This window comes from Streptacidiphilus sp. P02-A3a, assembly GCF_014084105.1.
Classification (GTDB): domain Bacteria; phylum Actinomycetota; class Actinomycetes; order Streptomycetales; family Streptomycetaceae; genus Streptacidiphilus.
Window position 1 is genome coordinate 2,062,007 of the sequence record NZ_CP048289.1, and the last position, 24,777, is coordinate 2,086,783.

A 24,777-nucleotide genomic window follows, 5' to 3' on the forward strand; every position below is an offset into this window, starting at 1 on the left:
GTGGCTGGAAGACCGCTAGAAGACCACCAGCGAGCGTCCGCCCTTCCCGGCGGCCATCCGCTCGAACGCCGCCGGGATCTCGTCCAGCGTGATCCGGTCGGTGATCAGCGCCTCCAGGTCCAGCCGCCCGGCGCGGACGTGCTCGGCCAGCACCGGGACGTCCCGGGCCGGGTCGCTGTTGCCGTAGCAGCAGCCGCTGAGCGTCCGGGCGTAGTGGAACACCTCCAGCGCCGAGAACGACACCAGGTCGTCCTTGGCGCCGATGCCGACCACCGTGGTCCGGCCCCCGCGCCGGGTCGAGGACCAGGCCGCCCGGATCGTGCTGCTCCGCCCCACGCACTCGAAGGCGTGGTCCGCGCCGTTGCCGCCGGTCAGCTTGCGCACCGCCTTCGGCGTCTGCTCGTCGGCGACCAGGAACTCGGTCGCGCCGTGCCGCCGGGCCAGCTCCTCCTTCTCCGGGGTGACGTCCACCGCGACGATCGGCGACGCCCCGGCGATCCGGGCGGCCTGGAGCACCGCGAGCCCGATCCCGCCGACCCCGAAGACCACCACCGACTCGCCCGCGCGCACCCGGGCCGCGTTGTGCACCGCGCCGTAGCCGGTGAGCACGGCGCAGCCGAGCAGCGCCGCCGAGGTCAGCGGCACCCCGTCCGGCAGCGGCACCACCGCGTTCGCGTTGACCACCGTCTCCTCGGCGAAGGCGGCGGCGCCCAGCCCCGGGTACAGCCCGGTGCCGTCCGGGAGCGCGGCGTAGGTCTGCACCGAGGCGGCGTACTGGTTCTCGCACAGCCACGGCTCACCGATCGCACACAGGTGGCAGTGCCCGCAGGCGGGAGCCCAGTTGAGCACCACCCGGTCGCCCGGACGGACCGTGTCGACGCCCTCGCCGACCGCGAGCACGGTGCCCGCGCCCTCGTGCCCGAGCACGGTCGGGGTGGTCGGCCGCAGCACGCCGGTGGACAGCGACAGGTCGGAGTGGCAGACGCCCGCGGCGGCCAGCTTCACCCGCACCTTGCCGGGCCCCGGCTCGGGCAGGACGATCTCGGTGATCTCAAGTGCTGCGCCCACGGCGGGGAGCAGGGCGGCGCGGACCATCGCGTACCTCATCTGCGTCTGGAGTTGGGAGGGTGAGTGGGACTGCGGGATCAGAACTGGAGCGACTTGGTCAGAACTGGAGCGACTTGGGCTGGAGGAACTCCTCCAGGCCGTGCCGTCCGAGCTCGCGGCCGACGCCGGAGCCCTTGTAGCCGCCGAAGGGCGCGATCGGGTTGAAGCGTCCGCCGTTGATGTCGACCTGGCCGGTGTCCATCCGCCGGGCGAAGGCCACCGCCGTCTCGTTGTCGGCCGCCCAGACCCCGCCCGCCAGGCCGTAGTCGGTGCCGTTGGCGATCTCCAGGGCGTGCTCCTCGTCCCGGTAGGCGAGGATCGACAGCACCGGGCCGAAGATCTCCTCCTGGGCGACGGTCATCTCCGGGGTGACGTCGGCCAGGATCGTCGGCCGCACGTAGAAGCCCCGGTCCAGGCCCTCGGGGGGCTCCGCGCCGCCGGTCGCGACCCGCGCGCCCTCGCGGACGGCGGTCTCGATGTAGCCGCGCACCCGCGCCCGCTGCTTGGCGCTGACGACCGGACCGAGCCGGGTCTCGGCGGCGGCCGGGTCGCCCGGGACGTACTTGGCGGCGGCCTTGACGGCGATCGCCACGGCCTCCTGGTACTGGTCGGCCGGGACCAGCAGCCGGGTCCAGGCACTGCACGTCTGACCGGAGTTGGACATCACGTTGCCGACGTTGACGCTGACCGCCCGGGTCAGGTCCGCGCCCGGCAGCACGACGTTGGCGGACTTGCCGCCGAGCTCCAGCGCGACCCGCTTGACGCCGCCGCCCGCCGTCTCGGCGATCAGCCGGCCGACGGCGGTCGAGCCGGTGAAGGACACCAGATCCACCCCCGGGTGCCCGGCCAGTGCCGCGCCGGCCACCGCGCCGACGCCGGTGACCAGGTTGAACACCCCCGCCGGGAGGCCCGCCTCGTGCACGATCGCGGCGAACAGCCGGGCCACCAGCGGGGTGTCCTCGGCGGGCTTGAGCACCACCGTGCACCCGGCCGCCAGCGCGGGCACGACCTTCGCGACGATCTGGTGCAGCGGGTAGTTCCACGGGGTGATCGCCGCGACCACCCCGGCCGGCTCGGCGTAGACGATCGAGTTGCCGACCTGCTCGGTGAACGCGTACCCGGCCAGGATGTCCAGGTAGGACTGGGCGACCGCGAGCGGCAGCCCGGCCTGTACGGCGGTGGCGAAGCCGATCGGCGCGCCCAGCTCGGCGACCACGGTCCCGGCGATCTCCGACTGCCGGGCGGCCAGGCCGTCCCGCAGCCGGGTCAGGTACGCCAGCCGCTCCTCGGGCGCGGTCGCGCCCCAGGCCCGGGCGGCGGCGCGGGCGGCGGCCACGGCGGTGTCGACGTCCTCGGCGGTACCGGCCGGGACGGACGCCAGGACCTCCTCGGTCGCCGGGTTCAGCACCGCGATGGACTCGCTGCCGAGGGAGTCGCGCCACGCGCCGCCGATGTACTGATCTCCGTGCTGCTGCACCAGGTGGTCCTTCCGTCGCGGCCGCGCTGCCGGGTCACCGGTCGGCCGGGATTAACTAGCGATGCTAGTTAATGTCGCCGGGTCCGCCCACCGCAAGTGCGCCGGGCAGTTCCCCGTCTCACAGCCTGCCCGGTGGCGCGGATCCGCGCCCGCACAACGCGATGGCCGGTGCCCACGACGCCATAGACTCAGCCAATGCGATCGGACGTACGCCCCGCCGCCCCCGACGACGGCGCCGCGCCAAGCCCCGGCCCCGGCCCCGGCCCCGGCCAAGGTCAGGGCCCCGGCCAGGGCCAGGGCCCCAAGGTCAAGCGGATGCCCCGGGCCCAGCGCGAGCAGCAGATGCTGGACGCCGCGGTGCGGGTCTTCTCCCGCCGCGGCTACCACGCGGCGTCCATGGACGAGATCGCCGAGGAGTCGGACGTCTCCAAGCCCATGCTGTACCTCTACCTGGGCTCCAAGGAGGCGCTGTTCGCCGCCTGCATCCGGCGCGAGGCCGAGCGGCTGATCGCCGCCGTCGCCCAGGCCGCCGAGCCGGGGCTGGAGACCGGGGAGCAACTGCGGCGCGGGCTCACCGCGTTCTTCGCGTTCGTCGCCGAGCACCGGGAGAGCTGGATCGTGCTCTACCAGCAGGCCCGGGCCCAGGGCGAGCCGATCGTGGAGGAGGTCGCGGCCTGCCGCCGCCAGGTGGTGAACGCGGTCACCGCGCTGGTCCGCCGCGCGGCGCGGGCCTCCGTCCCGGCCCCGCGCGAGGGCGAACCGGCGGACCGGCCGCCGCGCCCGGACCGGGGCGAGGCCGCCGCCGTCGCCCAGGCCATCGTCGGCGCGGCGGACGCGCTCGCCGGGTGGGTGCTGGACACCGGCCCGGAACCCCCGGAGGAGACCGCCAGGCGGCTGATGTCCGTGATCTGGATAGGCCTCGAACCCCGCCTCCACGGCGCCCGCTACGCCGCCGACCCCGCCGGGCCCGCAGCGTCCTAGCGCGGCCCCGCCGGGGTGCGCCGGGCGCGGGCGTCGCGTCGCGGTGAGCTGCCACTCGTGCCACTCGTTCGGAGGACAGCGACTCGCCGTGCCCCGGTGGCCGTGTGAGCGTGAGGTCACTGTCCGTAGAAATCCGGAGGACCCACGTGTCGACCACGACGCTCCGCAACTCAGTCGCCGCCGGGACGCTCGCCGTCTCCATGCTGGTACTGCCCGCCTGCTCCAGCTCCAGCAAGTCCAGCAGCGCCACCAACGCCGTGGGCGCCGCCGCGACCGGCGCCGCGCCGACGACCAGCGCGGAGCGGGTCAAGCTCGCCAAGACCAAGTTCGTGCTGAACGCCAGCCTCGCGGCGGGCGCCGCCTACCAGTGGCTGTACAAGCCGTTCAAGGCGGGGACGTTCAAGAGCGGCGCCAAGGGCAGGACCGCCGCGCTGATCAAGGGCGGCCTGGCCGGGGCCTTCACCTACAACCGGCTGTCGGCCGCGCTGACCGACGCCAAGGGCGACCCGACGCTGTCCAAGGCCACCGACGCGCTGGGGTCCGCCGTGGCCGGCATCAAGGGCCTGCCCAGCAAGATCAAGGGCGGCACCGCCACCGACGCGGACTTCAACCAGGTCCAGAACACGGTGAACGGCATCAAGTCGGCCGGGGCGAGCAACGGGCTCAACGTCACCGACCAGGTGCCCTCGGCCGGGCAGCTCACCCAGATGGTGAGCAGCTGAGCGCCGCGTCAGCCGTCGACGAACACGTAGCGCCAGCGCCGCCGCCCGTCCGGGCCGTGCAGCGACTCGGACCGGTAGACCGCGACCCGGCGCGGCGCGCCCGCCCGCGCGGGCAGTTCCGCCAGGTACTCCGCCGGGACCCGCTCGGCGAGGTTCACCGCCACCGGCAGTGACCGCCCGTCGAGCGGTCCTCCGACGAACTCGATCCTGGCCTGTCGCATGCGGTCAGTTTCGCACTTCCGCGACCCGTGCTCACCGCACCCCCCGCACACCCGTATCCTGCTCAGTACACACTCCGGTAACCCTGGGGTGCGTACAGAGGCGAGAGGGGCTCGATGGAATCCGCGGGCAGGCTGAGCAACTGGTGGCGCAGATGGTCCGGCGCCGATACCGGGGCGGACGCCGCTGCCGACGCGGATCAGCACGCCTCGCGGCTGGCCGAGCTGCTGGCGGTGACCCGGGCCGGGTTCCCGGTGGTGCCCGCCGCGCACGCGGTCGAGTACCGGTGTTCCTGCGACCGGGTCGGCTGTCCGGCCCCGGCCCAGCATCCGCTCTCCTTCGCCTGGCAGTCGATGGCCACCGTCGACGCCGAGCAGGTCGCCCGCTGGCTCGCGGTGGACCCGCAGGCCAACGCCGTCACCGCGACCGGCCGCGCGCACGACGTGCTGGACGTCCCGGCCGAGGCCGGGCGGTTCGCGCTGGAGCGGATGGCCGAGCTCGGCGTCGCGCCCGGGCCGGTCGCCGCCGTGGGGGAGGATCGTTTCCTCTTCTTCACCACCACCCGGTCCACCCTGGACGAGGACGAATGGTGGACCTCCGAGCTGGACACCCACCCGGAGGACCTGGCCGAGCACCCCGGCATCCGCTGGCACACCCGCGGCAGCTACGTGCTGGTGCCCCCGTCCCGCCTCACCGACGGTTCCCAGGTCACCTGGGTCCGCCCGCCGGACCACCCCCTCCCCGACCCCCTCCGCGTGCTCGACCTCCTCGCCGACGCCTGCACCGCGGTCGGCGCCGTCGCCGCCCCCGAACACTGGTTCATCGGCTGACCAGCACTCTGTCCAGCGGGTACGGCGAACGCCACTCGCAAGGATGAATGTCGCGGCGCCCTGTCGTGGCATGTCGCCCGCTGCCTCCAGGTCGAGGTCACGGCGTGTCCGGGGCAGAGATCGCCAAGGCGGTGCTACGCGCCGGATTCGGGCAGGTCTCCATGCGCGGCAGCCACGCCAAGTACCGCCACCCGGAGGGGCGTACCGTTATCGTCCCCATGCACCGCGCCCTCGCGCCGGGCACGCTGCGATCTGTCCCGCGACAGGTCGAATGGAGCGTCGAGCAGCTGGAACCGCACCTGAAGTAGGCCTTCGCGGTTCCCGTGGCCCGGGTCAGGGGAGGGTGAGGATCTCGGCGCCGGTGTCGGTGACGACGAGGGTGTGTTCGAACTGGGCGGTGCGCTTGCGGTCCTTGGTGACGATCGTCCAGCCGTCCGGCCAGGTGTCGTGCTGGTAGGTGCCGAGGGTCAGCATCGGCTCGATGGTGAAGGTCATGCCGGTGCGGATCACCGTGGTGGCGTGCGGGCTGTCGTAGTGGGGCACGATCAGGCCCGAGTGGAACGACGTGTTGATGCCGTGGCCGGTGAAGTCCCGGACCACGCCGTAGCCGAACCGCTTCGCGTAGGACTCGATCACCCGGCCGATGACGTTGATCTGCCGTCCCGGCCGCACCGCCGCGATCCCGCGCCGGGTGGCCTCGCGGGTGCGCTCCACCAGCAGCTCGGACTCCTCGTCCACCTCGCCGACGAGGTAGGTGGCGTTCAGGTCGCCGTGCACGCCGTGGATGAACGCGGTCACGTCCAGGTTCACGATGTCGCCGTCGGCGAGCACCGTCGAGTCCGGGATGCCGTGGCAGATCACCTCGTTGACCGAGGTGCAGATGGACTTGGGGAAGCCCCGGTAGCCCAGGTCCGAGGGGTAGGCGCCGTGGTCGCACATGTACTCGTGGGCGATCCGGTCCAGCTCGTCCGTGGTCACCCCGGGGACGATCGCGGCGGCGGCGGCGTCCATCGTCCGGGCGGCGATCCGCCCGGCGATCCGCATCTTCTCGATGGTCTCCGGGGTCTGCACCTCGGGCCCGGTGTACGGCTGCGGCGCCTTGCGGCCGACGTACTCGGGGCGCGCGATGCGGGCGGGGACGCTGCGGGTGGGCGACAGGGTGCCGGGGACCAAGGGAGCCATGGCGGCCAGTCTAGGGCGTGCCCCGGCGCCGTGGACCCGGCAAGATCCGCAGGACCCGCCCCCGATCTCCGCCCAGGCGTGCGACGGCTCGCGCGGGGCAGCATCCTGAGTGCAGCGACAGCCGCGACCGTAGTGACAGCGGACACGTGACAGCAGACAGGTGGGAGTACCCGATGACCGACAGTGGCAAGGACGCCGGCGGCGACAGCGAGGGCTGGTTCTACTGCCTCAAGCACAAGAAGGTCGAGCAGGGCATGGTCTGTCCGGCCCGCAACCGCCTCGGCCCCTACCCGACGGAGGCCGAAGCCGCCCGCGCGCTGGAGATCTCCCGCGAGCGCAACGAGGCCTGGGACAACGACCCGCGCTGGAAGTAGCCCGCCCCCCGCAGCGCCCCCCGCCGTCGCCGAAACGGACGCAGGCGGACAATGCGGGCATCCCCTTGGCGGCGGGCCGCCACCCGTGCAAGGGTGGTTCTGCGGATTGACTCGTGCACAGATCGTGCCCGAGCAGTCATGGGGACAGGCACGGGGGCGCAGGGCGTGGCGGACCAGGCAGGCGACCGGCGGGCCGACCCGGCGGTCTCGCGCAGCCCCAGGACGCCCGCCCCGCCCCGGCCGCTGGGCCCTCTGCTCGGACTCGCCTCGGCGGTCGGACTCGCGCTCGCCGCGCTCTGCCTGCACGCCACCGGCGGCGTCCCGCAGGCCGGTACCGGCCCGCTGACCGGGTACTGGCTGCTGCTCGCGCTCGGCACCGCCGTCGGCGGCAGCATGCTCGCGGTCAAGTACCGGGTCCGGCAGGAGGAGCGCCCAGGCATATCGGCGCGCGAGGAGCGCTTCACCAGACTCACCGTGTTCGGCGTGTTCGCCATCGCCGCCGCCACCACGGTCTGGCTGATCGTGATCGGCAGCGGCCAGCCGGTCCATACCCAGGCCCCGCCCCGGCCGCCCGACACCACGCCGCCGACGTCCCAGCCGAGCACACCGGCCCAGCCGCACCCGGTGGCCGCGAAGAACTCCGGCCACCCGTTCGACCTGCGGCCCTACCTGATCCTGCTGGTGGTCCTGATCATCCTGGCGGTCCTGGGCCTGATCATCTACTACCTCGTGCGCTACCTCCCCACCTGGCGCCGCACCCCCGGCATCGTCGCCGCGCCGCCCGCCGCCGAGGCGGACGAGGTGCGGCTGGCCGAGGCGGTCAACGCCGGACGCCTGGCCCTGCGGGGGGACGACAGCCGCGCCGCCGTCATCGCCTGCTACGCCGCGATGGAGGCCTCGCTCGCGGCCAACGGCCTCGGCCGCCACCTGTCCGACAGCCCGGCGGACCTGCTCGGCCGGGCCGCCGCCGCCGGACTGCTCGACGGCCCGGCCCCGGACGCCCTCGCCGACCTGTTCCGTGAGGCCCGCTACTCCAGCCACCCGATGGGCCCGGAGCACCTGCACCGGGCCCGCGCCGCGCTGGACGAGATCAGCGCGACGCTGCTGGCGCACCGGGCCCGCGCCGAGGCCGAGGCCGACGCCTGGGCGCTGGGCGAGGACGACCCCGCCGCGCCGGACCGGAAGCCCCGGCACCCGGCCGAGCGGCAGACGGTGACCCGGTGAGCGCCCGCCGCGCCCCGCGCCTGCCGGTCGTGCCGGAGGCCCTGGCCGTGCTCGCCCTCGCCGCCATCGGCGCCGAGGTGCTGCTCGCGCTCGTCGGCGGCCTGCCCGCGGTCGCCACCGGCGCGGCCGTGCTCGCGGTCGCCGCGCTGCTCGCCGCCCGCTACGTCGACGGCGCCGACGCGGTGGACGGCGACTACCGGCGCCGGATCCGGCTGGTCGGCAGCCGCGAACCGACGCTGCGCTACTGGGACGCGGCGATCCAGGACGCCCAGGAGTCGCTCTCCGGCTACGAGTTGCACCTGCGCCCGCTGCTCCAGCGGCTGTACGCGGTACGCCTGGCCGAGCGGCACGGTGTCTCGCTGCACGCCGAGCCCGCCCGCGCCGCCGCGATCGTCGGGCCGGAGCTCTGGCCCTGGATCGACCCCGCCCGCCGCCGACTCACCCCGGAGTTCTCCCGCGAGCCCGACCCCGCCCTGCGCCAGGCGGTCCCCGAGGGCGTGATCACCGCCCTGGTCGACCGCCTGGAACAGCTCTGAAGCCCCCGCCGAACCGCCCCCGCCCGAACCCGCCCCCGAAGAAGCACCCCCGCAGCCGCCAAGGAGCACCGTGTCCACCGTGAGCCAGCAGGACGCCACCGTCCTGACGCCCCAGCAGGCGGGCGAGCGCGCCCACGCCGTCCTCGACGAGGTCGAGCACGCGGTCGTCGGCAAGCGCGCCGCCCTGGAACTGGTCATGCTCGGCATCCTCGCGGGCGGCCACGTCCTGATCGAGGACCTGCCCGGGCTCGGCAAGACCCTGCTGGCGCGCTCCTTCGCGACCGTGCTCGGACTGGACTTCAGCCGCATCCAGTTCACCCCGGACCTGCTGCCCTCGGACGTCTCCGGCGCGCCCATCTACGACCAGCGCAGCGGCGAGATGGTGTTCCGGCCCGGTCCGGTCTTCACCAACCTGCTGCTCGCCGACGAGATCAACCGCACCCCGCCGAAGACGCAGGCGGCGCTGCTGGAGGCGATGGCCGAGGCACAGGTCAGCGTCGACGGGGTGACCCGGGCCCTGCCGTCGCCGTTCGTGGTCATCGCCACCGACAACCCGATCGAGTACGAGGGCACCTACACCCTCCCCGAGGCGCAGCTGGACCGCTTCCTGCTGCGGGTGCGGATGGGCTACCTGCCGGTCGCCGACGAGGCCGCGATGCTGCGCCGACGGCTGGACCGGTCGGTGCCGGAGGTGGTGCTCAAGGCCCACACCGACCCGGCCGAGGTGCTGGCGATGCGGGCCGCCCTGGAGCGGGTGGAGATGGACGACGACCTGGTCGACTACATCGTCGCGCTGGTCGACGCGACCAGGAAGCACGCCCAGATCCAGGTGGGGGCCTCCCCGCGCGGCGGTCTCGCGCTGGTCCAACTGGCCCGCGCCCGCGCGGTGATGGCCGGACGCGACTACGTCACCCCGGAGGACGTCAAGGCCGTCGCGGTCCCCGCGCTTGCCCACCGGATAAGCCTGCGGCCCGAGTTGTGGGTGCGCCGGATCAGCGCGGACGACGTGGTGGCCACCCTGGTCGACACCGTCCCGACGCCCCGCACCACCCCGCGCACCGCATGAGCCGGACCGTCGGCGCGGCCCGCCGCGCCGCCCCGGCGGAGCCGCCGCTGCCGCCCGAGGTACGCCGCGCGCTGGGCGCCGCCGCCGGCGCCCACAGCGACACCGAGGCCCCGGAACGGCGCCCGGAGGGCTGGCGGCCGGGACCGCGGATGCTGCGGCTGTCGACGCTGGTCGCGCTGGCCGCGTTCCTGGCGGTGGTCACCGGACGGCCCTGGCTGCTGGCGCTCGCCGCCGGTCCGCTGGGCCTGCTGGTGCTGTCGGCGTCCGGCGAGGCCAAGCCGGAGCTGGCCGAGGCCGTCGCCGACGTCCCGGCCCGCCGCTGCTTCGAGGGCGAGCCGGTGACCGCCACCGTCACCGCCGCCTTCGACGGCGTGGTCGGCTGGATCGACCCCGGGGTCACCCCGGGACCGGGCACCGAGCTGGTGTCGGTGTCCGTGGCCGGGCCCGTGGTCACCCTCGGTTTCCTGGCCCGCCGCTGGGGCCGCTGGTCGCTCGGCACCGTCGACCTCGACCTGTACGATACCGGCGGCCTGGTCCGGCGTACCGTCCGGGCCGAGCTCGGCGAGATCGAGGTGTTCCCGCAGCCCGCCGACGGCACGTTCACCCCGATCCCGGTCCGGCTGCCGGACCGCCTCGGCGAGCACACCGCCCGGCAGACCGGCGAGGGCATCGAGGTGGTCGGCGTGCGCCCGCACGTCTGGGGCGAGCGGCAGCGCCGCATCCACTGGGCGGCGACCACCCGGCGCGGCAGCATCCAGCTCAACCAGTTCGCCGCCGAGCGCACCGCCGACGCCGTGGTCGTGCTCGACGCCTTCGCGGACGTCGCCGACCCGGTCACCCGGCTCTCCAGCCTGGACGAGTCGCTGCGGGTCGCCACCGGACTGATCCGCACCTACCTGCGCAGCCACGACCGGGTCGGCGTGGTCTCCGTCGGCGGCAAACTCAACTGGCTGCAACCGGGAACCAGCGACGCCTACTTCTACCGGCTGGTGCAGACCGTCCTGGACGTCCGCCGCGACCTGGCCTTCCACACCCCCGACCTGAACCGGCTGCCCCCGCCGGCGATCCCCAACAGCGCCCTGGTGTACGCGGTCACGCCGCTGGCGGACCCGCGGATGATGGACGTCCTCAGCGGCCTCGCCGAGCGCGGCAACCCGGTGGTCGTGGTCGAGATCCCGATCGGCGACCCGCGCGTGGACCGCGACGACGATGTCGAGCAACTGGCCCTGCGGCTTTGGCGGTTGGACCGCGAGGCGCTGCGCTACAGCCTGGTCGAGAAGGGCATCCCGGTGGTCCCGTGGGAGGGCGGGACGCTCGACCTCAGCCTCGCCCCGCTGCTCCGCACCCGCATCCAAGGAAGGGTCGGATGACCACCCTGCCCCCGCCGCCGCCCGCGCCCGACGTCCAGGACGTCCCGGCCGTCCCCCCGCCGCCGCCCGCGCCCGACGGGCCCGCCGCGCCGGACGCCGCGGTCTGGGCGGTACCCGAGACCGACCCGCGGGAGTGGGGGCTGCGGCTGCTCGGCGTGCCGCTCGCACTGGCGGTGACCGACCCGGCCGGATGGTTCTCCGGCCCTCCGGCCCGGCTGCTGCTCCCGCTGGTCGCCGTCCTCGGCGCGCTGGCCGGGGCCGGTCCGGTGGCGGCCCGCCCGGTCCTCGGCGACGGCCGCTGGCGGCGGCGGATCGTCCGGTACCGCAACAGCCTGTTCACCGCGGGCTGCGTGCTGTTCGCGGCGCTGTTCCCACCGCCCGGCTGGCTCGCCGTCTGTGACACGGTGCTGCTGCTCAGCTACCTGCTGCTGCTGGACGCCTTCGTCGGCGGGCCGCCCGCCGCCGCGCTGCTCCGGCGTCCGCTGGCGCTGCTGTCGCTGTACGCGGGCAGCGGCGTGGTGCTGGCGGCGGCGCTGCTCCCGGTCGACGCGACCGGCGCCTGGGCCCGGCTGATCGCGGCCCTGGCCATCGCCGGCTCGGGCGCCGGGGTCCTGGCCGCCCTACGGCTGCGCCACCGGGGCCCCCGGCCGACCGGCGGCCGCTAGGACGCCGCCGGGGCCGGAACGGGCGTCCGGACCGGTGCGGGGAAGGTCTCGCGCAGGGTGAAGGCGTCGGCGGTGGGCCCGTGCGCGCGCAGCGACCGCAGCCGCTGTTCGGCGTCGGCCACGCTCGGCCGGACCCCGGCCGGTACCCACCAGAGCGCGGTCATCGCCTCGACCGGCCTGGCGAACCACTCGCGGCGGCGGCTCAGCACCGCGCGGTGCATCGGGCCGTAGATGTACGCCGACAGCGACTCCGGGTCCCGCCAGACCGACATGTTGATGATCAGCCAGTCGTCGTCGAAGACCTTGATCTCGGTGGCGTTCCCCTCGTCGTCCTGCAACCGCCAGCGGTACCCGTCGGCGGCCTCGGCCGCCGCGTTGACCGAGTCCAACGCTGAGACGAAGCCGGCCAGTCGCTCGCTGTCCAGCGGGGCGAGCAGTCTGCCGATGTTGACCTGGGCGAGTTCGAAGACGGATTCGAAGAAAGGTTCGAAGGCAGGGGAGTCAGTCATGATCCACCCAGTCTGCCCGCCGCCCGCCCGCCCCGGCCATGCCCCTCGCTGCCAATCACCCCCGACTTCCCGCCAGACGCGGTCCGCCCCGCCCCCGGAGCCGAGGGGACGGGGCGGACCGACTGAGCCGGGCGTCAGTTGACGCTGACCACGGCCGTGTTGTTGCGCGGGTTCGGGTCGTACGGCAGCGGCGGGCCGCTGAGCCCGACCTTGCCGGCGGCTCCCTTGACCACCTTGTCGATCCGCAGCACGAAGGGGAAGTCCAGCTGGTAACCGGCGGGAAGCGTGAACACCACTCCCCAGCCGTAGCCGCAGTCGTAGACCCCCGGCACGTCGGCGTCCGCGAGACCGCAGGTGGGCGGAACCCGTACCGCCGAGACGCCCGGCGGCAGGGTGAACTGCAGGTTCGGGGGCGAGTCGGTCACCAGCGTGGCCGGACCGTGGTTGGCCAGACCCAGGTTCACCGTGACGTCGCTCCCGGCCCTGCCCGCGACCTTCGCCCCGGTCACCCCGAAGTCGGCCGTGTTCTTGGCCTGGAGCCCGACGACGAGCCCGTTCTGGTCCGCGTTCCCGAAGGTCGCCACGGTCCCGGCCGGGACGCTGGAGCGGTGCCCGGCGGAGAGCACCCGCAGCCCCAGCGCCGAGCCGCCGCCCGCGTGCCAGACCACCGGCGTGGAGCCGATGTAGCCGCTCAGGGCGGGGTCGTTCTCGGCCAGGGCGTAGGCGCTCACCGACGTGTACAGCGCCTGCGGCGTGACCTTGACCGCCAGCGGGGCGTTCAGCTGGAGCTTCTCGCCCAGCGCCACCGTCCCGCCGAAGCGGCACACCGCCGCGGTGTAGCCCTCGCCGAGGGCCGTGTACTCGCAGTTGCGGTAGCTCTGGCCGAAGGCCAGGCCCGGGGTGAGCTCGAACAGCACCTCGGAGCCGGCCGAGGGGCGGTCCCCGGTGTTGGTGAAGCTGATCGGCTCGTTCACGGTGGAGCCGACCCGCAGCCCCGACTGGCCGGGCAGCGAGGTCACCTTCAGCGTCGGGCCGCCGATGGTCACCGTGCTGGTGCCGCCGACCAGCTTGTAGCCCGCGACCGTGCCGCTGACGGTGTAGCTGCCCTGGGCGCCGACCGGTGCGCCCTTGAGCGGGGTGAAGCCGAGTCCGACGGTGTCCGAGGCCAGGTGCGCCGAGGGCAGGCTGACGCTGATCATCTTGCTGGTGCAGACCGCGACCAGGTTCTTGACCGCGCAGTCCCCCTGGATCACCGGCGTCGCGACCTTGGCCAGCCCGCGCAGGTCGATGGTGATGGTGGCGGCGGCGTCGACCGTCCTGGCCGTGTTGGACGTGAAGAACAGGCCGTCGTTGCCGAGGTCGAAACTGCCCGGCACGAGCGCCAGCGGCGTCAGCCGCGTCTCCGTCAGCGTCGGCGTCGGCGCCGGGGCCGCGTGTGCCGCGGCGGCGCCGGTCAGCGCGGCACCGGCGGCGGTGACGGCGGCCAGGCCGAGCCCGGCCGCGCGGCTGCCGAAGATGGATACCCCTATGAACATCTCCTCCTCGTGCGGAGCCGCACGAGATGCGGCACCGCACGAGCCAGCGTAGGTATCGCCAATTCCCCACCAAGGGGACAACGCTGACCAGGCGGTAACAGAAGGGGGGAGGGTTCTTACCCGAATCATCCCGCGGACCTCCGCTGTGACACCCGACGCATCGGCGCCGTGGTGGTCGTGGCGGCGGGCGGCCTGGTGCGAGGATGCGGCCATGAGTACACCCAAGGACACAGCCGCCCCCGCCCGCAGCCCGCACGACCTGCCGGACGTCTCCGGCCTGGTGGTCGGCGTCCTCGGCGGGACGGGCCCGCAGGGGCGGGGGCTCGCGTACCGGCTGGCGCGGGCCGGGCAGCAGGTGGTGATCGGCTCGCGCAGCGCCGAGCGCGCCCAGGAGAAGGCCGCCGAGCTGGGCTTCGGCGTACGCGGCGCGGACAACGCGGCCACGGCGGAGCAGAGCGACATCGTGATCGTGGCCGTCCCGTGGGAGGGGCACGGCGAGCTGCTGGCGTCGCTGCGGACCGAGCTCGCCGGGAAGATCGTGGTGGACTGCGTCAACCCGCTGGGCTTCGACAAGCAGGGCGCCTTCGCGCTGGTACCGGAGGAGGGCAGCGCCGCGCAGCAGGCCGCCGTGCTGCTGCCGGACTCGCGGGTCACCGCCGCCTTCCACCACCTCTCGGCGGTGCTGCTGCTCGACCCGAGCGTGGACGAGGTGGAGATCGACGTGCTGGTGCTGGGGGAGGAGCGGGCGGCCACCGACACCGTCCAGGCGCTGGCGAACCGGGTCCCGGGGATGCGCGGGGTCTTCGCCGGACGGCTGCGCAACGCCCACCAGGTGGAGTCGCTGGTGGCGAACCTGATCTCGGTCAACCGCCGCTACAAGGCGCACGCCGGTCTGCGGATCACCGACATCTGAGCACTCCGAGCGAGGCCGAAAGCGGGACATTCACCCTGAATGCCGCTCGGATGCCCCCCTGGACGCGGCCCGGGCCGGACGTCGGACACAATGGTCCATGTCCGGCCCGTCCCGTCAGTGGAGTCCGCAGATGCCCCGCCTCTATGTCCTGCTGTTCATCCTGTCCGCGCTCGCGGTGGTCGCCGCCGTGGTGTCGGTGCTCGCGGGCTTCTGGATCGGGCTCGCCTGGCTGCTGCTCGCGGGCATCACCAGCAACATGGGCTGGGTCCAGTACCGCCGCGGCAGCCGGGCCTGACGTGCGGGGCTCAGTGCCCGAAGACGCTGCCGAGGTTCAGGTTGAAGAAGTGGAACAGGTAGTTCCCCTCGTTTGAGTAGCCCCAGGCCTGCCCGAACCACCGCATGATGTTGAAGATGATGTCGTTGAAGAACCAGTTGTTGATCGTGGTGTTCCACAGCAGCAGGAAGACGATGATCATGCCGTAGGGCGCGAGGTTCGCGAACGCCCGGCGGTTGTTGTACGACAGCCAGGGCTCGATGATGCCGTAGCCGTCCAGCCCCGGGACCGGCAGCAGGTTCAGGATGGCCGCCATCAGCTGGAGCAGCGCCAGGTACCCGACCGCGCTGTAGAAGTACTCCGGGCCGGTCAGCGTCGGCCCGGTCGGCGCCGACACCGGCGTCAGCAGGCCGAGCAGCAGCAGCGCGCAGAGCGCGTTGATCGCCGGGCCCGCCGCCGAGATCAGGCTGTGCTTCCACTTGCCGTGGATCCGGCCCCGCTCGATGAACACCGCGCCGCCGGGCAGCGCGATACCGCCGAGGATGATGAACACCAGCGGCATGATGAAGCTGTACACCGGGTGCGTGTACTTCAGCGGGTTCAGCGTCAGGTAGCCCTTGGTGCCGATGGAGATGTCCCCGCTGTGCAGCGCCGCCCGGGCGTGCGCGTACTCGTGCAGGCACAGCGACACCAGCCACCCGGCCACGACGAACAGGAACACCCCGATCCTGGGGTTCCCCCAGCCCGTCCACAGGGCGCCCCCGGACGCGCCGAGGACGGCGAGCAGGGCCAGGAAGATCGGGCTGATCCTCCGGTCGGAGTGGGGACGACTGTCGTGGACGCTCATGGCGGGAGGACTCCGGTCATTCGGGTGAGACCCGATCATCCCGCCTGCGCTGCCGCCGAACAAGCCGCCCCCTGCCCCGGGGCCCGTGCCCCGGGCGTCTCGGTGCGGCGCACCGGCGCGGGGGCGCGCCGGTGCGGGTTTACCGGTGGGTCAGTCGTGCTGCTGCTCCAGGTGGCGCCGCATCAGGACGCGGGCGTCCGCCGCCGCGCTCGGATCGGTGCGGGCGGCCCGGTGCTGGGCCACGTACCGGGCGCACTCCGGGCAGTCGGGGACCGGGTCCGGGATCCGCGACGGCAGGCCGAAGCTGAAGTCGGGCTCGTTCACAGCAATCCTCCGCTGCTCGCCGCGTTCAGCTCCGCCACCCGCGCCCGCAACTGTGCGTGCGTGCCCTCGCTGACCGGTTCCAGATCCGCCCAGCGGGAGTCCCATTCCCGCCCGCCGCCGACCGGACGCAGGTACACCGATCCGGCGAGCTCACCCATCACCACGCCCACCCGGTCCTTCCGGGTGTCCCGCATCAGCGAGCCGACCCTGTTCGTCCGCGCACTCACGAGCCGTCCACCCCCGTCCGGCGGATCGCCTCCATGGCTCCGCTGAACCGGTTGGTGGTCGGGTACGCGATCTCTGATCTCTTGGCCAAGGTCCCGTCCTGTCGTTCGTGACGTTCCGTGTTCCTGTTTGTACTCCAAGAGAAGCGCGATATGCGTAGGCTCGACAGGGGAGAACCGATAACAGCCCTGCGCCTTATGAGGGAGCATCACCGGAGGACCGTGGTCGGCCGCCGGTCTCACCAGGTGTACGACTCCCGCTCGGCGATCGAGATCAGGTCGTGCATCGCCGCGCGCCGGGCGCGCCAGTCGGCCGCCTGCCGCTCGTGGGCGATGGTCTGTTCGTGCTCGTTCTGCCGTGCGAACCACGCCTTCCACGCCGGGACGTCCTGCCTGCCCGGGGAGGGGTTCGCCGAGAGCCAGAGTTCGCAGCACGGGGCCTCGTACAGGGTCGGCGGCAGGTAGAACCGCAGGCCGTCGTACTTCCCCTTGACCTGACTCACCGTGTAGTCGGGGTCGATGGCGGCCAACGCCCGGTCCAGCCGGTCGAGATGCGGCAGCCAATGGTCCGGCACCATCGGGAAGGCACCGCGTGCGCCGAGCCGCGCGGTCACGTCCTCGTCTTCGTTTGTCATGGGAACAACGGTATGACCAACCCGATCGCCGACTCCCGATGCCGACAGGATCGACATTCAAGCCAGATGAATACGACGAAATCAGCGGCAGAACACCGATAACGCAACCGAAACGCTTGACTGTCGGGGGCTGCTCCGGCAGAGTGGCGATATCGTCGACCGATGGGGTTTGCCTGATGCACGCGGACCGTTCCGAGAGCGCTCACGACCGACTCGCGCGGGTGGCGACACCTGCGGACGTCGACGCGGTCGTCGCCGCCATGACCACGGCGTTCTTCGACGACCCGATGTGGGGTCCGGCGTTCCCGGACGTCGACCGCCGCGCCGAGCAGGCGTCCGCCCTGTGGCGGCTGCTGGTGACCTCCTCGCTGCGGTACCCGTGGCTGCTGGTGACCCCGAACGTCGAGTCTGCGGCGCTGTGGATCCCGCCGGGCGAAAGGGAGTTGACGCCCGAGGAGGAGGACGGCTTCGAGGGCTTCCTGGTCGACACCACCGGCCGGAAGGTCGCCGACGGCATCCTCGACCTGCTCGGCAAGCTGGACGAGGCACGGCCGAGCGAGCCGCACTTCTACCTGAGCCTGCTCGCCACGCACAGCGACCACCGTGGCCACGGCCTCGGCATGGGGCTGCTCCGGGAGAGCCTGGCCCGTACCGACGCGCTCGGCGCGCCGGCCTACCTGGAGTCGTGCAACCCGGCCAACAACAAGCGGTACGCCGGGGCCGGCTTCACCCCGCTGCGGACGATCACCCTGGCGGACGGACATCCGGTGACCACCATGTGGCGTCCGGCAGGAGGCTGACCGGGTAATTCGGTCGCCCGGCGCGGGCCCGCGCTGCGAGGGTGTCGACCATGACGCGTGCCTTCGTGCCCGGGCTGGAGCTGGCCCGGCTGTTCCACACCGAGCGTGAACGCGAGCAGTTCCTGTCCCCGGCGTACGAGTTCGTCGCGGGCCTGCACAACCGCCTGTGCCTGACGGCTCCGTTGGACCCGAAGGTGCGCCGCTTCCACGACCGCCCGTTCCAGGTGCTGGACAGCTTCCGCTTCACCGACGCCCTGATCGCCACCGTCACCGACCCGGCGGTCCGCGCGCTGCCGCAGCGGAGTTCCGCAGGGACCACGGCCTGAGCGAACCGGCTCGCGGGGCGATGTGTCGGCATCAGATCATGTCCATGTCTGGTGCTTGATCGGCCGATCCGCTAGCGTGACCGGTATGACTGTTCTGGTGAGCCGACGCCATGTGGACCATGGGCGTGTCACCAACACCGGCTGTTGTCCGGTCAGTTGACCAGCGGGCCGGTTAGCCCGGCCGCTTGGCTGTTCCGCGCCCCCGCCATGCCCGCGCGTCTTCGCTGACACCCGCGCCCGGGGGCCCGCGCGTGCTGTTCCCGCGTATCACCGGCGTTGCTGACGCACGGCGGCGTTCCCACCCATGCTCGGAAAGGGCCCTCGTGCCGCATACACCCATGTCCTCACGCGTACCCGTGCCCTCGCGGTTGTCGCGGTCCGCACGTTCCCCGCGGCTGCGGCTGACCGCGCTGCTCACCGCCGCGGCCGCCTTCGGCGCGGTCGGCAGCGCCTCCGCCGACACCGGCGGCTTCGGGCCGCTGCCCCCGCAGAACCCGGCCACCGCCGCCAACGGCGTGGCGACCATGCACGGCGACAGCGCCTCCTCCGACACCACTCCCTACGCCGGTCCCGGCACCGGCGCGGTCAGCTCCAGCCGTACCGCGCTGGCCTCGGCCTGCCCGACGGTGGTCATCGGCTCCGACGGCTACCCGGTCACCCTGTGCACCACGATCTTCGGCGAGACCCCGACCGTCCACCTGCTGGACCCGCACAGCGGCGACGACCTGGCCTCGCTGTCCGTGGCCAAGGGGAACCTGTTCGGCGGCGTCTACAGCTACCTCGACAACGACAACGACCTGGTGCTGGTCGACGGGGACGATGACCTGCTGCGCGTCGGCCATCACCTCCAGTCCAATGGGAACTGGGAGTTGACGGTGGATCAGTCGCTCTCGCTGGCCTCGGTCATCCCCTCCGGCGACAGTGTCGTGGGGCTGTCCCCGGGGTGGGACGGCAAGGTGTGGTTCGCCACCCAGGACGGCGTGGTCGGCACCGCCGACACCGCCACCGGCGTGGTCCGGGCGCTGGACCTGCCCGCGGGCGAGCAGGTCGACAACAGCATCTCCACCGTGCCCGGTTACACGGCGGTCGCCACCGACCACGCCCTCTACCTGCTCACCGAGGGCCCGGACGGCACCCCGCAGATCGACTGGCGGGCGGCCTACGACCGGGGCCCGGGCCGCAAGCCCGGCCAGCTCAGCTGGGGCACCGGGGCCACCCCGAGCTTCTTCGGCCCGGGCAACGGCACCGAGTACGTCACCATCACCGACAACGCCGCGCCGCACGAGAACCTGCTGGTCTACACGACCGCCGGGGTCCCGGCCCCGGCCGGATCGGCCACGCCGTCCGCTCCGGCGCAGGTCTGCGCGACGCCGGTGCTGACCCAGTACCCGGAGAGCGGCACCGAGGACGCGATGATCGCCTCCGGCGACAGCGTCTTCGTCACCGACACCTACGGCTACCCGTACCCGGCGCTGCCCTCCGGCGCCCCCGCCAGCGTGCCCTCCTCCGCCTCCTTCGACGGCGGGATGACCAGGGTCGACCTGAACCCGGCCGGGAACGGCTGCTCGGTGGTGTGGAACAGCGACGTCGCCTCGGCCGCGCTGCCCAGGCTGTCGCTGGGCGACGACAGGATCTACACGGTGACCGCCAGCGGGCCGATGGGCCTGGCCGGCAGCGACACCTTCGCCGCCTACCACTACGCGGTGGTGGACCCGGCCACCGGAGCGCTGGAGTCCAGCAGCCTGCTCGGCATCGGCCTGCTGGACAACCCGTTGCAGATGACCGGCACCACCGGCCCCGACGGCACCCTCTACCAGGGCACCGAGACCGGCGTCCTGGCCATCCGCCCCAGCTCCTGACCCCCGGCCCGGGTCATCGGGGTGGGCGGGTTATGACGGCCCGGCCGAGGTGAGGCCCGCGCCGCCCGGGGCCTCACCCCCGCCCTCACCCGGCCCGCCGGGTGCGGCGACCCGCTTCGGTCAGGTCGCGGCCGAAGCCGGAACGGTGGCGTTGGCCGCGTCGGCGGCGGCGCGGACCAGGCGGGTGTTCTCGGCTGCCGCGCCGCCGGGGAAGGCGTAGCGGCGGCGGGTGTAGCCGTAGGCGAGACCGCTGTGCGGGTCGGCGAAGGACTGGGAGCCGTCCGCGCCGGGGTGGCCGAAGGAGCCGGGGTTGAGCACCGGGTAGAGGTCCGCGACGGCGGTGAAGCCGACGCCGTAGGCGCTGTGGCCGCCGGTGACCAGGTTCAGGCCGACGGACTGGATCTGCCCGAAGGCGGCCACCGTGTCCGGCGTCAGCAGCGGCGGGAGGCCGTCGGTGCCGGTGGTCGCCGCCGCGTACATCCGCGCCAGTCCGCGCGCGGAGGCGACGCCGCCGACCGAGGCCGGGGCCTTGGCCCGGATCACCGGGTGGTTGGGCAGGGTGTCCAGGGCGGGCGCGTCCGGCCGCTTCTGGTTGAAGGCGATGCCGAGCAGGGCCGGTGGCGTCACCGGGTTCGCGGCCACCTGCGCCAGCTGCTCCGGGGTGGGCCGCATCGGCTGGGTGGTGAGGAAGCGCGGCTCCTGCTCCGGCGGGAGCCCCAGGTAGAAGTCGATGCCGTAGGGCGCGCGGATGTGCTCCTCGAAGTGCTGCTGGATGCTGCGGCCGGTGGCCCGGAACACCACCTCGCCGATCAGCGCCCCGGCCACCAGCGCGTGGTAGCCGAAGGCGGTCCCCGGCCGCCAGTAGGGGGTCTGCGCCGCCATCCGGGCGGCCAGCACCCGGTCGTCGGCGAGCTCGTCCAGGGTGAAGCCCGCGACCGCGCCGACCACACCCGCGCGGTGCGCCAACAGCTCGCGCACGGTGAGGTGTTGCTTGCCAGCCGCGCCGAACTCGGGCCAGTAGTAGCTCACTTGCTGATCGAGCTCAAGTGCGCCCTGCTGCACCAGCAGCGCGGCCACCAGGTAGGCGGCGCCCTTGGTGCAGGAGTACACGCCGGTCAGCGAGTCGCCGGAGATCTCCGGTCCGGTCCACAAGTCCACGACCTGCTTCCCCTGGTGATATATCGTCAGTTGTGCCGCGTAGTCGCCGCCCTCCGCCGCGGCGACCGCGTGGAACTCCTCGCGGACCGCTTCGAAGCCGGTGGCGACGGTGCCGTGCGTGGTGTGCTGGTCCATCGGTTGCGTTGCTCCCCGTTGGTTCGGTGTCGAGTCGCCAGCACAACCCGCTCCGCCGCCGATCGATTCCCGAACCGGGGCCGGAATCGGCCGGTGTCGCCGGTGCGGTCGGGCATGGACGACAATGGCCAGGTGCAGTACGGCATCCTCGGGACCACACAGGCGCTTCGGAACGACGGCACCCCGGTCGCGGTCGGGGGGCCGCGGCTGCGCGCGCTGCTGGCCGCGCTGGCGCTGCGGGCCGGGAAACCGGTCCCATCCTGGGTGCTGATCGAGGAGGTCTGGGGGCAGGACCCGCCGGCCGACCCGCAGGACGCGCTGCAGACGCTGGTGGCCCGGCTGCGCCGGGCGCTCGGACCGCAGGAGCTGGCCTCCGTCCCCGACGGGTACCGGCTGACCTCGGCCGACACGGATCTGTCGCGGTTCGAGGCGCTGGCCGCCGAGGACAGCGCCGAGTCGCTGCGCGCCGCGCTGGCCCTGTGGCGCGGGCCCGCGCTCGTGGACCTGCCGGACCGCACCGACGCCGCCGCCCGCTGCGAGGCGCAGCGCGAGGCGGCGCGGCGGCGGCTGCTGGAGGCGGAGCTGGCGCTGGGCCGGGCCGAGGAGGTGCTCCGGGAGCTGGCCGGGATGGTCGAGCGGCAGCCACTGGACGAGTCGTTGCAGCTCCTGCGGCTGCGCGCGCTGAGCGCGGCCGGGCGCGCCCCGGAGGCGCTGCTCGGGTACGAGGAGTTCCGGCTCCGCCTGGCCGACGCCCTGGGCACCGACCCGGGCCCGGCGCTCCGCGCCCTGCACGCCACCCTGCTGACCCACCCCGGCCCGGTGGACCCGGTGCCGGTGGCACCACCCGAGGCCATAGCCGTGCCCGTACCCGTGCCCGTGCCCGCCTCCGCTGCGGCGAACTTCCGGCCCCGGTTGACCAGCTTCGTCGGGCGGGACGCCGACCTGGTCGGCCTGCGGTCCGCGCTGGCGGGGCGGCGGCTGCTGACGCTGACCGGCCCGGGCGGCAGCGGCAAGACCCGGCTGGCGCAGGAGGCCGCCCGCAGCGAGCCGGCCGAGGCCTTCCCGGACGGCGTGTGGCTGGTCGAGCTGGCGCCGCTGGACGATCCGCAGTCCGTGCCCGGCGCGGTCCTCAGCGCGCTGGGCCTGCGGGCGACCCTGCTGCACGTCGGCAGCAAGACGGCGGAGGTGCTGGGCACACCCGCCGAGCCGGACTCGCCGATGGAACGGCTGCTCGACCACTGCGCCGGGCGGCGGCTGCTGATCGTGCTGGACAACTGCGAGCACCTGGTCCAGGCGGCGGCCGAACTCGCCGAGCAGATCGTGGCGAACTGTCCCGGGGTGACCGTGCTGGCGACCAGCCGCGAACCGCTGGGAGTGCCGGGCGAGGCGGTACTGCCGGTCGAGCCGCTGCCGGACCGGGCCGCGCTGCGGCTGCTGGCCGAGCGCGGCGCGGTCGATCCCGAGCGCGATCCGGAGGCCTGCGCGGAGATCTGCCGACGGCTGGACGGGCTGCCGCTGGCGATCGAGCTGGCGGCGGCCCGGCTACGGGCACTGACGCCACGTCAGCTCGCCGACCGGCTCGACCGCCGCTTCCAGTTGCTCACCGGCGGCAGCCGCACCCACCTGCCCCGGCAGCAGACGCTGCGGGCGGTGGTGGACTGGAGCTGGGATCTGCTGGACAAGCCGGAGCGGCTGCTGCTGGCCCGGCTGTCGGTGTTCGCGGGCGGCTGGACCCTGGACGCCGCCGAGCAGGTCTGCGTGGACGAATGGCTGCCGTCGGCCGAGATCGCCCCGCTGCTGGCCTCACTGGTCGACAAGTCGCTGGTCCAGGCGTCGCTGGAGTCGTCCGCCCCGCGCTACCGGATGCTGGAGACCATCCACGAGTACGCGACTGAGCGACGACAGGAACTGCCGGACAGTCAACAGATGACAGATCGCCATATCTGTCACTACCGTGAGCTGGCCCGGGTCACCGATCCGCTGCTGCGCGGCCGGGACCAGCGCGCCGCCCTCGACCTGCTGGAGGTCGAGCACGACAACCTCCGGACCGCCCTGCGCCGCGCCGTCGCCACCGGTGCCGAGCACGACGCGCTCTCCCTGGCGCTGTCCCTGTCCTGGTTCTGGCAGCTGCGCAACTACGAGTCCGAGAGCCACACCTGGTTCGCCGCCGCCACCGCGCTGCATCCGGGCGACCCGTTCGCGGTGCCGCCGGTGCCGCTCGTCCAGGGCCCGATGGACCTGCCCCCGCCCTGGTCGCCGGAGGTGCTGGCGGAGGCCCGCCGGGCCGTGGCGCTGTGCGGGTTCGTCAGCGCCCAGACCGTCTTCAGTCGCAACCCCGACCCGGAACTGGTCCTGGCCGGCGACCGGGTGCGTCTGGCCTACCCGCCGGAGCTGCCGCAGTCCGCCACGCTCCCGGCGCTGTTCCGGGTCTACGCGCTGATGTTCACCGGCCAGTTCGAGTACATCGTCGACACCGTCGAGGACATCGTCCGGGGCTGCCGGGCGCAGGGGCTGGAGTGGGAGCTGGCCTTCGCGCTGCAACTGCGCGGCAAGATCTCCAACGACCAGCCCGACGCCCTGCCCGCCGCCCGCGCGGACGCCCAGGAGAGCCTGGACCTGTTCACCCGCCTCGGCGACAGCTGGGGCATGGCCGAGGCGCTGGCCGGTCAGGCCGAGAACGCGAGCTTCACCGGCGACTTCGAACTCGCCGTGCACGCCTCCGGCCGGGCCATCGAACTCGCCCGGGGCATCGGCGCCGAGCCGGACCTGGCCATGCTCGAAGTCCGGCACGGCGACGCGCTGGTCTGCCTCGGCCGACTGGACGAGGGGGAGCGGTACCTGCTCGCGGGCATCGCCGACGCCAGGACACACGGCCCCCGGGGGCAGGGCGCGGGCTTCTTCGGCAGCTGCATGCTAGCCCTGCTCCGCGCCCACCAGGGGCGTCTCGACGAGGCCAGGACGCTGGTCGAGGCGCTGCTGCGGGGCCCCGAGCTCAGCTTCGGCGAGCAGCTCGCCGGGCTGGTCGAAGGCATGCTCGGCTGGCTGGACGCCAGGCAGGGGCACCCCCGGGAGGGACTGCTGCGGCTGCGGGCCGGGGTGGCCCAGCTGGAGCGGCAGGAGATACCCTCGCCCTGGTCGGTGGGACAGCTCGCGCTGGTGCTGGCCCCCTCGGTCGCCTCCGTGCTGCTGGAGAACGCCCGCCACCAGCCCGCCCCCGGCGCCGCGCCCGCCGACTACGCGTGGGACGCCGCCGCGCTGCTCGGCGCCTACGAGGCGCTGCGGATCCGCCCGGTCAACCACTACCTGGAGCACCTGGAGGTCCAGGCGACCACCGAGGCGCTGCGGCAGCTGCTCGGCGACCAGGCCTTCGACCGGGCCCACGCCCGAGGCCGGCAACTGGACCTGGTCGGGGCCGTCGCCCTGATGCGCGGCGACGGCCCCGACCAGGAACAGCGCGAGCCCGGGCGCTCCGACTGAACAGGTCC

The 24,777-nt window shown here is 73.5% G+C and carries 27 protein-coding genes; 16 read left to right on the plus strand and 11 right to left on the minus strand.

Going from position 1 to position 24,777, the window contains the following annotated elements:
- Positions 1 to 15: 15 nt before the first annotated feature.
- Both GXP74_RS09290 and GXP74_RS09295 read right to left on the minus strand, forming a co-directional pair.
- On the minus strand, positions 16 to 1,095 hold the full coding sequence (locus tag GXP74_RS09290) for a Zn-dependent alcohol dehydrogenase (protein WP_182450964.1): 1,080 nt from the start codon (positions 1,093 to 1,095) through the stop codon (positions 16 to 18).
- 70 nt (positions 1,096 to 1,165) lie between these two features.
- A complete protein-coding gene (locus tag GXP74_RS09295) occupies positions 1,166 to 2,584 on the minus strand; it encodes an aldehyde dehydrogenase family protein (RefSeq protein ID WP_225447810.1) in 1,419 nt (472 codons plus the stop codon).
- A 195-nt stretch (positions 2,585 to 2,779) separates the two neighbouring features.
- Between GXP74_RS09295 and GXP74_RS09300 the strand changes: the two genes are divergently transcribed.
- The gene (locus GXP74_RS09300; protein ID WP_370468404.1) at positions 2,780 to 3,565 is read left to right on the plus strand and encodes a TetR/AcrR family transcriptional regulator; all 786 of its coding nucleotides are present in this window, start codon (positions 2,780 to 2,782) and stop codon (positions 3,563 to 3,565) included.
- Between the two features lie 146 nt (positions 3,566 to 3,711).
- The gene (locus GXP74_RS09305; protein ID WP_225447811.1) at positions 3,712 to 4,287 is read left to right on the plus strand and encodes a hypothetical protein; all 576 of its coding nucleotides are present in this window, start codon (positions 3,712 to 3,714) and stop codon (positions 4,285 to 4,287) included.
- An 8-nt stretch (positions 4,288 to 4,295) separates the two neighbouring features.
- On the opposite strand, the gene GXP74_RS09310 is transcribed toward GXP74_RS09305, so the two are convergent.
- Positions 4,296 to 4,508 (minus strand): hypothetical protein, encoded by a 213-nt coding sequence (locus GXP74_RS09310; protein ID WP_182450965.1) that lies wholly within the window; start codon positions 4,506 to 4,508, stop codon positions 4,296 to 4,298.
- 114 nt (positions 4,509 to 4,622) lie between these two features.
- Between GXP74_RS09310 and GXP74_RS09315 the strand changes: the two genes are divergently transcribed.
- Positions 4,623 to 5,336: a bifunctional DNA primase/polymerase gene (locus GXP74_RS09315; RefSeq protein WP_182450967.1), complete on the plus strand. Its 714-nt coding sequence runs from the start codon at positions 4,623 to 4,625 to the stop codon at positions 5,334 to 5,336.
- 104 nt (positions 5,337 to 5,440) lie between these two features.
- The gene (locus tag GXP74_RS09320) at positions 5,441 to 5,644 is read left to right on the plus strand and encodes a type II toxin-antitoxin system HicA family toxin (RefSeq protein WP_225447812.1); all 204 of its coding nucleotides are present in this window, start codon (positions 5,441 to 5,443) and stop codon (positions 5,642 to 5,644) included.
- 25 nt (positions 5,645 to 5,669) lie between these two features.
- Here GXP74_RS09320 and map read toward each other — a convergent pair whose 3' ends face one another.
- Entirely contained in the window at positions 5,670 to 6,518 is an 849-nt protein-coding gene (gene map, locus GXP74_RS09325) for a type I methionyl aminopeptidase (protein ID WP_370468405.1), read from the minus strand.
- 173 nt (positions 6,519 to 6,691) lie between these two features.
- Between map and GXP74_RS09330 the strand changes: the two genes are divergently transcribed.
- The 6 genes from GXP74_RS09330 to GXP74_RS09355 all read left to right on the plus strand — a co-directional run bounded on the left by GXP74_RS09330 (position 6,692) and on the right by GXP74_RS09355 (position 11,753).
- Positions 6,692 to 6,892 carry a hypothetical protein gene (locus tag GXP74_RS09330; RefSeq protein ID WP_182450971.1) on the plus strand — a complete coding sequence of 67 codons (201 nt, stop codon included), beginning with the start codon at positions 6,692 to 6,694 and terminating at the stop codon, positions 6,890 to 6,892.
- Between the two features lie 138 nt (positions 6,893 to 7,030).
- Positions 7,031 to 8,116, plus strand: coding sequence for a DUF4129 domain-containing protein (locus GXP74_RS09335; RefSeq protein WP_182450973.1), 1,086 nt, complete (start codon positions 7,031 to 7,033; stop codon positions 8,114 to 8,116).
- Entirely contained in the window at positions 8,113 to 8,652 is a 540-nt protein-coding gene (locus GXP74_RS09340) for a hypothetical protein (RefSeq protein ID WP_182450974.1), read from the plus strand. The genes GXP74_RS09335 and GXP74_RS09340 overlap by 4 nt, the downstream gene beginning before the upstream one ends.
- 70 nt (positions 8,653 to 8,722) lie before the next feature.
- Positions 8,723 to 9,718, plus strand: a complete 996-nt coding sequence (locus tag GXP74_RS09345) for a MoxR family ATPase (protein ID WP_182450976.1) — start codon at positions 8,723 to 8,725, stop codon at positions 9,716 to 9,718.
- On the plus strand, positions 9,715 to 11,088 hold the full coding sequence (locus GXP74_RS09350; protein WP_182450978.1) for a DUF58 domain-containing protein: 1,374 nt from the start codon (positions 9,715 to 9,717) through the stop codon (positions 11,086 to 11,088). The genes GXP74_RS09345 and GXP74_RS09350 overlap by 4 nt, the downstream gene beginning before the upstream one ends.
- On the plus strand, positions 11,085 to 11,753 hold the full coding sequence (locus tag GXP74_RS09355) for a hypothetical protein (RefSeq protein ID WP_182450980.1): 669 nt from the start codon (positions 11,085 to 11,087) through the stop codon (positions 11,751 to 11,753). The genes GXP74_RS09350 and GXP74_RS09355 overlap by 4 nt, the downstream gene beginning before the upstream one ends.
- Here GXP74_RS09355 and GXP74_RS09360 read toward each other — a convergent pair.
- Positions 11,750 to 12,262 (minus strand): DUF3291 domain-containing protein, encoded by a 513-nt coding sequence (locus GXP74_RS09360; RefSeq protein WP_182450981.1) that lies wholly within the window; start codon positions 12,260 to 12,262, stop codon positions 11,750 to 11,752. The two genes, GXP74_RS09355 and GXP74_RS09360, sit on opposite strands and share 4 nt — an antisense overlap.
- Before the next feature lie 134 nt (positions 12,263 to 12,396).
- Positions 12,397 to 13,797 (minus strand): hypothetical protein, encoded by a 1,401-nt coding sequence (locus GXP74_RS09365; protein ID WP_182450983.1) that lies wholly within the window; start codon positions 13,795 to 13,797, stop codon positions 12,397 to 12,399.
- A 211-nt stretch (positions 13,798 to 14,008) separates the two neighbouring features.
- Here GXP74_RS09365 and npdG point away from each other — a divergent pair, with 211 nt between their 5' ends.
- Together npdG and GXP74_RS09375 are read left to right on the plus strand one after the other, a co-directional pair.
- Positions 14,009 to 14,710 (plus strand): NADPH-dependent F420 reductase, encoded by a 702-nt coding sequence (gene npdG / locus GXP74_RS09370; RefSeq protein WP_182450984.1) that lies wholly within the window; start codon positions 14,009 to 14,011, stop codon positions 14,708 to 14,710.
- Positions 14,711 to 14,840: 130 nt separating this feature from the next.
- Entirely contained in the window at positions 14,841 to 15,005 is a 165-nt protein-coding gene (locus GXP74_RS09375; protein ID WP_182450986.1) for a hypothetical protein, read from the plus strand.
- Positions 15,006 to 15,015: 10 nt separating this feature from the next.
- Here GXP74_RS09375 and GXP74_RS09380 read toward each other — a convergent pair whose 3' ends face one another.
- From GXP74_RS09380 to GXP74_RS09395, 4 genes are all read right to left on the minus strand, one after another.
- Complete coding sequence (locus GXP74_RS09380) at positions 15,016 to 15,831, minus strand: site-2 protease family protein (protein WP_182450988.1); 816 nt, start codon at positions 15,829 to 15,831, stop codon at positions 15,016 to 15,018.
- Between the two features lie 150 nt (positions 15,832 to 15,981).
- Positions 15,982 to 16,155, minus strand: a complete 174-nt coding sequence (locus GXP74_RS09385; protein WP_182450990.1) for a hypothetical protein — start codon at positions 16,153 to 16,155, stop codon at positions 15,982 to 15,984.
- Positions 16,152 to 16,382 carry a hypothetical protein gene (locus GXP74_RS09390; protein ID WP_225447813.1) on the minus strand — a complete coding sequence of 77 codons (231 nt, stop codon included), beginning with the start codon at positions 16,380 to 16,382 and terminating at the stop codon, positions 16,152 to 16,154. Before GXP74_RS09390 ends, GXP74_RS09385 begins: the two co-directional genes overlap by 4 nt.
- Before the next feature lie 236 nt (positions 16,383 to 16,618).
- Complete coding sequence (locus GXP74_RS09395) at positions 16,619 to 17,014, minus strand: hypothetical protein (protein ID WP_182450991.1); 396 nt, start codon at positions 17,012 to 17,014, stop codon at positions 16,619 to 16,621.
- Positions 17,015 to 17,235: 221 nt separating this feature from the next.
- Between GXP74_RS09395 and GXP74_RS09400 the strand changes: the two genes are divergently transcribed.
- The 3 genes from GXP74_RS09400 (at position 17,236) to GXP74_RS09410 (ending at position 19,999) form a co-directional block, all read left to right on the plus strand.
- Entirely contained in the window at positions 17,236 to 17,814 is a 579-nt protein-coding gene (locus GXP74_RS09400; RefSeq protein WP_225447814.1) for an N-acetyltransferase, read from the plus strand.
- Between the two features lie 50 nt (positions 17,815 to 17,864).
- Entirely contained in the window at positions 17,865 to 18,140 is a 276-nt protein-coding gene (locus tag GXP74_RS09405) for a hypothetical protein (protein WP_182450994.1), read from the plus strand.
- A 338-nt stretch (positions 18,141 to 18,478) separates the two neighbouring features.
- Positions 18,479 to 19,999, plus strand: coding sequence for a hypothetical protein (locus tag GXP74_RS09410; protein ID WP_225447815.1), 1,521 nt, complete (start codon positions 18,479 to 18,481; stop codon positions 19,997 to 19,999).
- Between the two features lie 120 nt (positions 20,000 to 20,119).
- On the opposite strand, the gene GXP74_RS09415 is transcribed toward GXP74_RS09410, so the two are convergent.
- Positions 20,120 to 21,292 carry a serine hydrolase domain-containing protein gene (locus GXP74_RS09415; RefSeq protein WP_182450996.1) on the minus strand — a complete coding sequence of 391 codons (1,173 nt, stop codon included), beginning with the start codon at positions 21,290 to 21,292 and terminating at the stop codon, positions 20,120 to 20,122.
- 114 nt (positions 21,293 to 21,406) lie between these two features.
- Here GXP74_RS09415 and GXP74_RS09420 point away from each other — a divergent pair, with 114 nt between their 5' ends.
- Positions 21,407 to 24,769: a BTAD domain-containing putative transcriptional regulator gene (locus GXP74_RS09420; RefSeq protein WP_182450998.1), complete on the plus strand. Its 3,363-nt coding sequence runs from the start codon at positions 21,407 to 21,409 to the stop codon at positions 24,767 to 24,769.
- Positions 24,770 to 24,777 lie beyond the last annotated feature (8 nt).